The organism is Candidatus Igneacidithiobacillus taiwanensis (assembly GCF_031962545.1).
Classification (GTDB): Bacteria; Pseudomonadota; Gammaproteobacteria; order Acidithiobacillales; family Acidithiobacillaceae; genus Igneacidithiobacillus; species Igneacidithiobacillus taiwanensis.
The window spans coordinates 1-11,943 of sequence record NZ_JAVRKK010000064.1 but is presented as its reverse complement, the minus strand read 5'-3'; the positions used below and the strand labels follow the sequence as shown (position 1 = coordinate 11,943).

Annotated in this window: 12 protein-coding genes; 5 read left to right on the top strand and 7 right to left on the bottom strand. The window is 60.0% G+C overall.

Features of this window, described 5'->3' with window-relative positions:
- Positions 1–197: 197 nt before the first annotated feature.
- From RTI30_RS08950 to hflD, 5 genes are all read left to right on the top strand, one after another.
- Complete coding sequence (locus RTI30_RS08950) at positions 198–1,094, top strand: LysR family transcriptional regulator (protein ID WP_312263052.1); 897 nt, start codon at positions 198–200, stop codon at positions 1,092–1,094.
- Positions 1,091–1,789, top strand: coding sequence for a DNA/RNA nuclease SfsA (gene sfsA / locus RTI30_RS08945; protein ID WP_312263053.1), 699 nt, complete (start codon positions 1,091–1,093; stop codon positions 1,787–1,789). Before RTI30_RS08950 ends, sfsA begins: the two co-directional genes overlap by 4 nt.
- Before the next feature lie 22 nt (positions 1,790–1,811).
- Positions 1,812–2,621 (top strand): type I methionyl aminopeptidase, encoded by an 810-nt coding sequence (map, locus tag RTI30_RS08940; protein ID WP_312283673.1) that lies wholly within the window; start codon positions 1,812–1,814, stop codon positions 2,619–2,621.
- A gap of 101 nt (positions 2,622–2,722) precedes the next feature.
- The gene (locus RTI30_RS08935) at positions 2,723–5,149 is read left to right on the top strand and encodes an HD domain-containing protein (RefSeq protein WP_312263055.1); all 2,427 of its coding nucleotides are present in this window, start codon (positions 2,723–2,725) and stop codon (positions 5,147–5,149) included.
- A complete protein-coding gene (gene hflD, locus RTI30_RS08930; protein ID WP_312263064.1) occupies positions 5,146–5,820 on the top strand; it encodes a high frequency lysogenization protein HflD in 675 nt (224 codons plus the stop codon). The genes RTI30_RS08935 and hflD overlap by 4 nt, the downstream gene beginning before the upstream one ends.
- 8 nt (positions 5,821–5,828) lie before the next feature.
- Here hflD and RTI30_RS08925 read toward each other — a convergent pair whose 3' ends face one another.
- The 7 genes from RTI30_RS08925 to RTI30_RS08895 form a co-directional block, all read right to left on the bottom strand.
- Positions 5,829–6,512, bottom strand: coding sequence for an endonuclease (locus RTI30_RS08925; RefSeq protein WP_312263056.1), 684 nt, complete (start codon positions 6,510–6,512; stop codon positions 5,829–5,831).
- Positions 6,509–7,327, bottom strand: coding sequence for a 23S rRNA pseudouridine(2605) synthase RluB (rluB, locus tag RTI30_RS08920; RefSeq protein WP_312263057.1), 819 nt, complete (start codon positions 7,325–7,327; stop codon positions 6,509–6,511). Before rluB ends, RTI30_RS08925 begins: the two co-directional genes overlap by 4 nt.
- A 74-nt stretch (positions 7,328–7,401) precedes the next feature.
- A complete protein-coding gene (locus RTI30_RS08915; RefSeq protein ID WP_312263058.1) occupies positions 7,402–8,712 on the bottom strand; it encodes an FAD/NAD(P)-binding oxidoreductase in 1,311 nt (436 codons plus the stop codon).
- Between the two features lie 141 nt (positions 8,713–8,853).
- A complete protein-coding gene (scpB, locus tag RTI30_RS08910; protein ID WP_312263059.1) occupies positions 8,854–9,378 on the bottom strand; it encodes an SMC-Scp complex subunit ScpB in 525 nt (174 codons plus the stop codon).
- On the bottom strand, positions 9,368–10,132 hold the full coding sequence (locus RTI30_RS08905) for a segregation/condensation protein A (protein WP_312263060.1): 765 nt from the start codon (positions 10,130–10,132) through the stop codon (positions 9,368–9,370). The genes scpB and RTI30_RS08905 overlap by 11 nt, the downstream gene beginning before the upstream one ends.
- A complete protein-coding gene (locus RTI30_RS08900; protein WP_312263061.1) occupies positions 10,122–11,321 on the bottom strand; it encodes a tryptophan--tRNA ligase in 1,200 nt (399 codons plus the stop codon). The genes RTI30_RS08905 and RTI30_RS08900 overlap by 11 nt, the downstream gene beginning before the upstream one ends.
- Positions 11,318–11,943, bottom strand: a 626-nt coding sequence (locus RTI30_RS08895; RefSeq protein ID WP_312283672.1) for a site-2 protease family protein, incomplete at its 5' end; no start/stop codon positions are given. The genes RTI30_RS08900 and RTI30_RS08895, both read right to left, overlap by 4 nt.

The window sequence follows — 11,943 nt, the reverse complement described above, 5'->3', positions numbered from 1 at the left end:
ACAACGCCGAACGGCCACACCATCGACTCGGACAGAAACCACCGCTATCCTTCCTCCTCCAACATCTACCACAGTGCCAAAGGTGGTGGACGCATACAATTACTGGACGCGATCATTCTATAGCCGGTAAAATATCAAATCCAATGAATCAAATTTAGTTTACCGATTAGTATTTCTAATTTTATCGAGAGTTGCCCATGGACCGTCACCTCGACCCCACGCTGCTGTTGATCTGGGCCCAGGCCGCGCGGGCGGGCAATCTGCACCAGGCGGCGGAGCGGCTCTTTCTCACTCAGCCAGCCATCTCCCATCGGCTCAAACAGTTGCAAGAGCGCATAGGCGAACCTTTGTATCGTCGCACCCATCGCGGCATCCAACCCACGCCCATCGGCATCGCCTTGTGGCGCATTGCCGAGCGGATCGAGGCGGCCATCGACGAAGCCGATGGCTTGTGCAAAGACAGTCAAGGACTGCTCACCGGTACCGTCCACCTCGCCGCCAGCCAGAGTAATGCCGAGGCCTTGCTGCCACGGCTGCTCGCCCAATTTCATCGCGACTATCCCGCCATCCATCTCCAGGTGAGCGCCCTGAATAGCCGCCAGGCACGGCAAACGCGGGAGGAATACGATTTGGTCTTCGTCGAGGACGATCTACCGGCCGGCGAGCAAGGGAACTGGGTACAGGAAACCCTAGTGGAGACGGAAATCGGGGTTATACTGCCGGCCCATCATCCATGGGCACAGGAAGGCAATCCCTTGGCACTGGCAAATCTAGACCAGGTAGACCTGATCTGGCGCGAGGCCGGATCGGGAATTCGCGAAGCGGTCCTGACGGCGGCACGCAGCGCCGGCATCACTCTGCCCATCCGCTATGAATTCAGTGGCCTCACCGCCATTCGGGAGGGGGTACGTAGCGGGCTGGGACTCGCTTTTGCTTCCTTCTTGCAGGCCAAGCTCGACCCCGATTTGGCGCTGCTTGGGCTGGTGCCAGCCATTCCGCATCGGCTATCGGTCTTGCACCGGCGCGATGCCAATCCTGCCACTCTGACCTTGCTGCGCACCCTGCGCGCCTCACTGCAGGCGAAGACAGCATGAAACTGCCTCCCCTGCAGCCGGCGACTCTACTGCGCCGGTATAAGCGTTTTCTAGCCGACTGCGAGCTCGAAGGCGGTACCGTGGTGCAGGCGCACTGTCCGAATCCGGGCAGCATGCAGAGCTGCGCCGAGCCGGGGCAACCAATACTGTTGTCACACAGCGACGACCCAAAGCGCAAGCTGGCCTGGACTTGGGAGCTGTACTGGAGCGGGAAGAGCTGGGTCACCGTCAACACCCAACGCCCCAACGCCATAGTTGCCGAGGCCTTGGCAGCGCAGAAAGTAGATGAACTGAAAGGCTACGCCCAGTTACGCCCAGAGGTGGCCTATGGCGAGCACGAACGGGTGGATTTTCTGCTCGAGGATGCGGGACGTGGAAAGGCCTATGTGGAGGTCAAATCCTGCACGCTACTCGACGACGACGGGGTGCTGCGCTTTCCCGACGCGCGCAGCACTCGTGCACTGCGCCATCTTGCGGCGTTAGAACAAGTGCACAAGCAAGGACATCGCGCCGTAATGTTCTTTTTGCTCGGGCGGGAGGATGGGCAGGGATTCGCACCCGCCGATACCATCGATCCGGAATACGGCCAGCGCCTTCGGCAGGCACGCGACTTGGGTATCGAGATCCTTGCCTATCGCAGCCGGGTCAGGCCTGATAGTATAACCCTTAGCAACGCGGAACCCCTGTTGTTCTGAATGGATCGTGCAAGGAGTACGGATGTTACGTCGAGCCCAAGCCCGCCCCCCGGTAGTCGTCCACAATGCCGAAGAAATCGAGAAAATGCGCGTGGCCGGTCAGCTCACCGCCATGGTGCTAAAAATGATTGCTCCACACGTACGGGCAGGGATCAGCACCGGCGAACTCGACCGCATCTGTCACGATTATATCGTCAACGAATTACAGGGCATCCCGGCACCCCTCAACTACCAGCCCAGCCCGGAATACCCCCCCTTTCCCAAGTCAGTCTGCATCTCTGTCAATCATGTGATTTGCCACGGGATCCCTGGCGATCGAATTCTCAAAGACGGTGACATCCTCAACATCGATGTCACCGTCATCAAGGATGGCTTTCACGGCGACAGCAGCAAGATGTTCATGGTCGGCAACGTCCCCCTGAAAGCGCGGCGAGTGGTGGAAGTCGCCCATGAGGCAATGGTGCGTGGCATCGAGGTGGTGCGCCCGGGTGCGACCCTGGGAGACATCGGCCATGCCATCCAGAGCTACGCCGAGGCGCAGCATTGCTCGGTAGTGCGGGAGTTTTGCGGACATGGCATTGGGCGCAAATTTCACGACGAGCCGCAGATTCTCCACTACGGCGAGCCGGGTAAGGGCCTCGCCCTGGTTGCGGGGCAGACCTTTACCATCGAGCCGATGATCAATGCCGGCAAACGCCATATCAAGGCCCTGCCCGATGGCTGGACCATCGTCACCAAAGACCATAGCCCTTCGGCACAATGGGAACACACGGTACTGGTAACCGAAACCGGCTATGAGGTGCTAACGCAACTGCCCGGAGACCCTCTCTGAAGACAGAGGCGGTTCTCCATTCCTCGCGCACTGCCTTGGCCTCGGCGACCCAGCTGCCGACAGCGCCGGTTTTTCCTACTATTGGTGCCAGCAGGCAGCGTTTGCGCCTCTATGCACGTGCCATCGACCAGTATCTACGAGTGCTCTGGCGGCAACTCGGGGCGCCCGATGGGCTCTGTCTACTGGCAGTGGGGGGCTACGGGCGGGGCTTGCTGTTTCCCTATTCCGATCTCGATCTCCTCTTGTTGCGCGCGCCCGACTGCACCGCCGAAGATTTTGTCAGTCGCTTTCTCACCGTGCTCTGGGATGCAGGGTTCCAGGTCGGTGCCTCCTTGCGCAGTGTTGCAGAAACTCTGGAGGCAGCACGGGACGATCTCAGCGTTTCGACAACGCTTCTCGAGTGTCGTTTTTTGATTGGCGAGCGCGCGCCCTGGCGAATGCTCCAGGAGCGGCTGCGTGCAACTCCGCCAGAATCGATCAATGCCTTCTTTGCGGCCAAGGTGGCGGAGCAAGAAGCCCGGCATCGTCGTTTTCGCGATACCGCTTATCACCTCGAACCGCAAATCAAAGATGGCCCCGGCGGTCTGCGCAATGTCCACCAACTCTTGTGGTTGGCGGGGCGAATTTGGCAGCAACCGGACTTGGCTGCGCTAAAACAGGTAGGGATTTTTGACGCCAAAGATCTGCGCCAGCTGCGTGCTGCCGAAAACTTTCTCACGGCGGTGCGCATTGCTTTGCACCAGCGCAGTCGCCGCAGCGAGGATCGCCTGCGCCTGGAATTGCAAGAAGCAATTGCCAATGATCTCGGGCTACGCGCCAGAGGCGGCCGTAGTGCGGCAGAGCGTTTGATGCAGAAGCTCTATCAGGCCTTTGCGCGAATTCAGCAGCTTGCCGCAGTAGCCGAGGAAGGTATCGCGCAATATCTCGCTACCGGAACCGTTGGCGACAGCGCAAAAGACTTGCCGGAGTCGCCCATCGCCCTGCTGCGTTTGTGGTCGCAACGGGCGAGCAGTGGTCAGGAACTGGCGGCGCAAACCGTGTGGGCGGCCCGTCGAAAGGCGCCAGAATGGAACCCAGGCCTCTTTGCCGATCCGCGCTTTCGGGCGACCTTTCTGCAAGCCATCGTCGACCCCCCACGCGCCCAGCGCGTACTCAACGCTTTGCATCGTGCGGAATTGCTTGGTCGAGTGCTACCCGCCTTTCAGCGCATCAGTGGCCTCATCCAGCACGATCTGTTTCATGTCTACACCGTCGATCAACATACCCTGTTTCTGGTAGAACAACTTGCCGAACTCTGGCAGGATGAGAAAACACCGTCGATTCGGCGGGCTTGGCAGGAAATCGATCAACCCGCGTATCTCATTCTTGCAGGACTCTTTCATGACATCGGAAAAGGGCGCGGCGGCGATCATTCGCGCATCGGCGCCCGCGAGTGGCGGCGGTTTGCGCGTCGGTTGCAGTTGCCGGAGAGCGAGCGCAATTTGGTCGGCTGGCTGGTGGAGGAGCATTTGCAGATGTCGTCGACTTCCCAGCGCCGCGACCTCGACGACCCGGAAACCATCCGCCAATTCGCCCAGGTAGTTGGCACCCGCAAGCGTTTGGCACACTTGTTTTTGCTTACCGTTGCGGACATGCGCGCCACCAACCCCGAGCTCTGGAACAGTTGGAAAGCCAGCCTGCTCTTCAAGCTATATGATAGCGTCGATCGATTTCTCGCTTTTGGGACCCCGGCTGATGACCGTCTTACGGCGGCGCGCCAACGCATTGCTGAACTGGGTGCTGCCTTCTCCCCCACCGAGCGCGAAATCTTGGAACGCCTTTGGCGGGCGCTGCCGGCCGGCTATTTTTTGCGCTATGACCGCGAAGAGCTGCTCTGGCAGGGGCGGGAGATCGTACAACGCGAGGAAGATTATCGTGTTGCCATTCGCGCGCATCCCTTGCAGGGCGAGCAGATCTTTCTTTTTGGCCCGGATCGTGGTGGGCTCTTTCAGGACATTGCCGGGGTGCTCGACCGCCACTCCCTGAGTGTTCTCGACGCCCGCATCGATACTAGTGACAACGGTCTGGCCCTAGATACCTTTCATGTACTCGACAACACCCGGGCCTTTCACCGCAGTAGTCGCGCGCATGCCGAACTCGCGGCAGAGCTGCACGCCATGCTCAACCAAGGGGTACAGAAAGCGCCGCGTTTTGGTCTCCGCCATCGCGACGCACGCCATCGTTTTTTTGCCGCCGTTCCCCTCCTGCTGCGCCTCGATAACGATGCGCTCCTCGACGACACCTTGCTGGAGATCCACAGCGCCGACCAAATGGGCCTGCTCTACCTCGTTGGCTCCGTGCTTGCTAGTCTGGGTTTTAGCGTCGTTGGCGCCAAGGTGTCCACCTTTGGCGAACGAGTCGAGGATACTTTTTTCATTCGCAACAGTCGCGGCGAAAAACTCCGTCGGCGCGAGCGCCAATTACTGTGTCAGACCTTGGAAGAAAAATTACAAACACTACTTCCCTCCGGTACTTCCAAATGCCACTGAAAAATCTCTTTCTCCCCCCTCCTCAACGTCTTGGCGATCGCTGCTTGGGACTAGCCGGAATGCTGCGCGCGGCGCAGCAGGTGCAAGAGGCGGCGCGCCGCGGCCGCAGCGACAATCATCTGCTGCTCCTCAGTGTGCAAAGTATTCTGGCCATCGATGCTCCGAACGCCCTCGCCGCTCTCGCCGGTCTGGAAGGACTACAAAGACCCTTGCAGCAGCTTTGCCCATTGCTTCAACGCGGCCCCACCCAGGCAGAAGAAGCCGAGCTCCTGCGTTATACCCTGTCCTTGGCCAAGCTCAGTGGCCGTCTGCTGGCTCACCCGGCTGCTTTGGATCGCTTGCAACGAGGCATCGAGCAGGCACACAGACAGATCGATCATTTTGGCGAACTCCTTCATCCCAGCGTGCTTGCGGGCCTGGCGGAAACCTATGCCGAAGGCATCGGCACTTTGTCGCCACGCATCATCGTAGCTGGTGAGAGCCGCTTCCTGACCCGCGACGAGGATACCAGCCGTATTCGCACCCTCCTCCTCGGGGGTATTCGCGCCGGGGTACTCTGGCGTCAGGCGGGGGGTAAAATCTGGACGACCTTGCTCGAACGCAATCGCCTATGTACCTGCAGCCAAGAATATCTGCGGCAATTGCCGATGGCGTCGGCCAATCGAAGCTGACGGCAGCCTCACGCCTTGGTCGCGGCAAAGGCGCAACGATCGTTGAGGGGGCAACTGCCACAGCGCGGCGTGCGCGGCCGGCAATAGTCCTTTCCGAGCTGCACCAACAGGGCATGCAATTCTTTGCGGCGGGCGACGTCTCTCGGTGGCAACTGGGTGTCGATCGCGCGCTGCAGCGCGGCATAGGAGATATCCGGGGTAACCCAGCCGAGTCGGCTCGCGATGCGCCGTGTGTAGGAATCGACCACCATCACCGGCAAATCCAAGGCATAGAGCAGGATGGAGTCGGCGGTTTCCTCGCCAACGCCATGCACCGCCAATAAGCGTGGCCGCAACACTGGCGCCGACAAGCCCTTGGCCAAGTTCTCCGGTTTTTCAGCGCATCCCTGGTCTACGAGGAATTGCACCAAGGCAAGCAAGCGCCGCGCCTTGATGCGAAAATAACCGGCAGGACGCAAACAGTCCTCCAAGACTGCGGCCTTTGCTGCCAAGATAGCCGGCGCCGTCAGCAAATTGGCAGCACGCAGGCGGGCAATGGCCTTTTCGACATTGGTCCACGCGGTATTCTGGGTGAGGATGGCGCCAACCATGACCTCGAAGGCCGAATCTGCCGGCCACCAGGGTTGCACCCCCCAGCACTCTGAGAGACGCTGGTAGAGCCAAGCCCAGTCGGCGGCAAATTCCACCGTCATCGCTGTGCTGTGTTCCTTCGTGCCGGCTGTCGCCCGGCTGCGCGGCCGTTGCTGGGTAGTGCGGATTTGGCGGCGGTATCCTGCCAGCCCACAGCGGCAAGCAAAGTCGCACGTTCTTCCTCGGGCAACTCTTCTACGTAGCCAACTTTTAGATGACGCGGCATTTCGATGGGGCCGTAGCGGACGCGAATCAGCCGACTCACGGCCAAATCGAGGGCCTGAAAGAGCCGCCGTACTTCGCGATTTCGCCCTTCTTCGAGGGTCACATTATACCAGTGATTGGCCCCTTCCCCGCCGGCATCCTCCACGCTCAGGAACTTTGCCGGCCCATCTTCCAGTTCGACGCCGGCAAGGAGTTGGGCAATTTGGGCATCGCTGAGCCGACCGAGCACGCGTACCGCATACTCTCGCTGTAATCCGGCGCTGGGGTGCATGAGGCGATTGGCGAGGTCTCCGTCGTTGGTCAACAGCAGCAGCCCTTCGGAGTTGAGATCCAAGCGCCCAATGGAAATCCAACGGCTGGCGCGCAAACGGGGTAAGCGGTCGAATACCGAAGGACGCCCCTCGGGATCGCGACGACTACAGATTTCTCCGGCCGGTTTGTGATAGCGCAGAATGCGCAGCCGACCCTGGGTCCAGGCAGGGATCCGTAAGGGCTTGCCGTCAATGAGGATCTGCGCCGACGGACCCACTCGATCCCCCAGCTTGGCGATCTGCCCATCGATCTGGACCCTACCATCGCTAATCCAGGTTTCGAGGGCACGGCGAGAACCCAAGCCATAACGCGCCAGTACTTTTTGCAGTTTTTCGTCCATTTGGCTGCCTCCCGGCAGTAAAAAATCGGCCCCACCACAGGGGTGAGGCCGATGCTACACAACAACGCAAAAACTCAGGAAGCCTTGCGCTGTTCGATTTCGCCTTCTTCCTTGAGGCGGGTGATGCCCATCATTTTGAAGAGCACACGCTCATAGAAGGGCTCCGAAACACCCATCTTCATCTTGCGGATGAAATACTTCTCGAACGCGACCTTGGCCAAATGCACCCAACGCCCGTAGGCGAAGACGTCGACCTTGCGCGGCTTGATCTGCGGCAAGGCCACGAAAGCGGCGCCGCGATCACCCATGTCGGCAAAGCAGACGGCATTCCAAGTACCCATGGTCTTGTCGCCCACACGGCCTTCGATGTCGGCCTTGATGTTGTGTACCGCGGCACTGACCATCGACTCGATCATGTAACCGGTCTTGGGAGCGCCGGTAGGCACCGGGGTGGTCTCCACTGGCGGGATGGCAATGGCGATACCCACCGCATAGATGTTGGGGTACTTTTTGCTACGCTGATGTTCATCGACGATGACGAAGCCACCGGGGTTACAGAGGCCTTCCACATTGGCCACCGCGGGAACGCCGCGGAAGGCCGGAATCATCATGCCAAACTTCACTGGCAGGGTGAATTCCTTCTCGGTCTCCCCCTTGTCATTCACCTGGGTGATGTGCATCTCGCCATTCTCGACCTTGGTCACCTTGCAGTTGGTGTAGGCCTTGATGCCCTCTTCCTGCAGTCCCCTGGTCAAAATACCGGTAGAGTCGCCCACGCCGGAAATGCCCAAGTGCCCAATGTAAGGCTCACTGGTAACGAAGGAGAAGGAGGGGATCTTGTCGCGCATACCGCGCTTTTTGAGATCGGATGCAACGATCATGGCATATTCGTAAGCCGGGCCGAAGCAGCTGGCGCCAGGCATGGCGCCAATGACGATGGGGCCCGGATTTTCGAGCAGCTCCTGATACTTGCCGTAGGCTAGCTCGGCATGATCGGTGGTACAGACGGACTGCACCGGACCCTCGTGGGGATCGGAACCCGGGACCAACTCAAAGGCCAGACGCGGACCGGTAGCGATCATGAGGTAGTCGTAATGTACCTTACTGCCATCGGCGAGGGTGATTTCCTGGGCTTCGGCATCGATCTTTTCGGCCGTCTTGGCAATGAACTTGATGCCACGGCGTTCCACATAGGGCTGAATCGGAAAGGTAATGTCTTCGCGCTTGGACCAACCAACGCCCAACCAAGGGTTGGAAGGCACAAACTGGAAATAATCGTTGCTACTGATGAGAGTAACTTCGTGCCCCGCACCCAGTGCGTGCTTCATCTCATAAGCCGCCGGCATGCCGCCGGTGCCTGCTCCCAAAATAACTACATGTGCCATGGCTTGCTCCTCAGAAATCTACCCAGCAATTGGTATGGTGCACGAAAAGGATCATCTCGACTTCTCCGCTTCCTCGCGCAATATCGGTCAGCCTGCGGCCACAGTCAAATCAGCAATTTCTAATCTTTTCATCATATTTGCTTATGCGTCCTCTGCTTCTCTTGCCGAAACCATTGGTGGCAAAGCAGCCAAGGAAGGTAAACCAAAATGCCGCAAAAATGCTTCGGTCGTACCCCACAGTGCCGGTCTGCCCGGACCATCGCGATGCCCCTTGACCTCGATCCAGCCGAGCTCCTGTAACTGTTGCATTACGCCACTGGCGAGAGCAACGCCGCGCCAGTGCTCGATTTCCGGACGGGTGATGGGCTGCTGATAGGCAATGATCGCCAGGGTTTCGAGTACTGCCTTACGCAGCGGACGCGGCTTTTCGAGCTGCAGATCGTCGAGCAGGTGGAGATACGAGGTGCGTAGCCGCGCCTGATAGCGTCCTTCTTGTTCGACGATGGCAAGCGGCCCCCAGCCATCGGCGCAGAGGGCATCGAGAGCGGTCTGCCACTGCGGGTGTTCCTCTGCGAGCAGGGTGTGCAAACGCTCGCGCTCGATTCCTTCCTCGCTCAGCAGCAGGATTGCCAGGAGGAGATCGCGCAAGGCATCTTCACTGCTCATCCCACGCCTCCACCGCCACGATCAGCCAGTCTTGATCCTGCCAAATCAGGCGCAGCGCCTGCTGACGCAAGAGCTCGAGAATGGCGAGCAGATTCAAGCCCAGTTGCAGACGGGTGCGCTGCTCCGGCAGGGTCTCGCGAAAATAGAGAGGACGCCGCGCCACCCGGCAGCGCTGCAAGAGGTCGAGGATGCGCTGTCGCAAATCGACGGAGCGCTGCGGTGCCGGCGCGCGACTTTGGCGATGCACCTGACGCCGTACAATCTGCTCCAGTGCCGCCAGCAAATGCTGCGGGCGTAGCGGCGGCGGCGTAAAAGGTAACGGATCGTGCGCTACCGCTGCGGGTAGCAAAAAATCCTGCCCTGCCCGCGGCAGACCAGCCAAGGCTTCGGCCTGCGCCTGCACTTGGGCAAGTAACGCCAACCGCTGCGCCAATTCCTCGCGCGGGTCGACGGGCTCTCCTTCCTCTACGGGCGGTAGGGGCAACAACATGCGCGCCTTGATTTCTGCCAGCCAGGCGGCCATGAGCAGGTAATCCGCTGCTAGCTCGAGGTGTCGTCGCCGCGCCTCCTCCAGATAACTCAGGTACTGCCGGGTTACCTCGGCTACGGGAATGTCGCGAATATCCATGCGGTTACGGCGAATGAGCCAGAGCAGGAGATCGAGGGGCCCCGAAAACTGGTCGAGGATCACCTCGAGGGCATCGGGGGGAATGTAGAGCCCCTCGGGAATGACGGTAGCATCGTTAGCCGACATCCAGCCCCATCACCGTGCGGACCCGCAGCAGCGTCTCTTCGGCGCGAGCCCGTGCCTTGCTCGCCCCTTGCGCCGCGATTTCGCGCAGACGTTCGGGCTGCGCCGCCCACTCCTCCGCCCGCGCCCGGATGGGTGCCTGCTCGGCGAGCACCTTTTCCACCAGCGCCTGTTTGCAATCGACACAGCCAATCTCGGCACTGGTACAACCCGCCTGCACCCAGGCAAGGGTTTCTGGGAAGGAATAGACCTGGTGCAGCGGCCACACCGGACAATCTTCGGGGTTACCCGGGTCGCGCCTGCCCACCCGCTTGGGGTCCGTAGGCATGGTCAGCAGCTTTTTTCGCACGCTCTCCGGCTCCTCACGTAGGCCAATGGCGTTACCGTAGGATTTCGACATCTTGCGCCCATCCAAGCCGGGCATCTTTGCCGCCTCGGTGAGCAAGGCCTGGGGCTCGACGAGAATACTGCGTCCCTTCCCTTCCAGGGCCGCAAGCAGCAAGGTCTTGGTTGCCTCGTTGAGGCTACCGGCCTCCTGGAGCATCTCCCGAGCCGTAGCGATAGCGCTCTCGTCGCCAGACTGCTGATAGCGCTCCTGCAAGCGCTGGAACTCCTGCTTGCGCTTTTTACCCAGGGCCTGGAGGCCCGCGGTAATTGCCGCTTCGTCGGCGGCACTGCGGCCGTAAAGGCTGTTGAAACGGCGTGCCAGTTCGCGGCAAATTTCTAAATGCGCCACCTGGTCGGCGCCCACGGGCACCCACTCGGCGTCGTACAGCAAAATATCCGCGCTCATCAGCGCCGGATAGCCCAAAAACCCATAGGTAGCCAAATCGCGGTCACGCAGCTGCTCTTGCTGGTCTTTGAAGGTGGGCACGCGCTCGAGCCAAGACAGGGGCGTGAGCATGCCCAAAAGCAAGGCAAGTTCGGCATGCTGAGGTACCCAGCTTTGAATGAAGAGGGTCGCCTTGTTCGGATCGAGCCCCACGGCAAGCCATTCGATGAGCACTTCCCAGGTCGAGCTGCGAATGCCCTCCGGGTGCTCGTAGTGGGTGGTCAGGGCATGGAGATCGGCAACAAAGAAGAAGGCGTCGTGTTCTTCCTGCAGGCGCAACCAGTTCTTCAGCACGCCATGATAATGACCGAGGTGCAGTCGACCGGTTGGGCGCATGCCCGAGACGACGGTGGTACTCATGCGAGTCCTCCCAAGCGAAAAAAGAATCCCTGAAACCACTCGAAGGCCGGACCGAGTAAGGTCCAGAGAACACCGGTGAAAAGCAAAACGATGAGGATGATGAAGCCATAGGGCTCCACCCGGGAAAGGGCTTGGGAGGCCTGCGGCGGTAACAAACCGACGGCCACCCGACCGCCATCGAGGGGTGGTATGGGAATCAGGTTAAAGAGAAACAGCACGCCATTGATAAGGATACCGGCCTGCCCCATCAACTGCATGGGTTCGGCAAAGTAGGGCGTCGTTGCGGCCAAGTGCACTCCCAGCCAAAGGATCCCGGTCCAGAACAGAGCCATGAGCAGGTTGGCGGCGGGGCCAGCAATCGCCACCAAGACCATGTCGCGCTTGGGGTCGCGCAAACCGGCAAAATTTACCGGCACCGGCTTGGCATAGCCAAAGAGAAAAGGCGAGTGAAAGAGCAGGAGCATAGCGGGCAGGAGTACCGTTCCGAAAGGATCGATGTGCTTGAGGGGGTTGAGGGTCAGACGCCCCATCAGCATTGCCGTCGGATCGCCGCGCTTCCAAGCCATCCAACCATGGGCAACCTCATGTACGGTAATGGCAAAGAGCACGGGAAGCGCCCAGA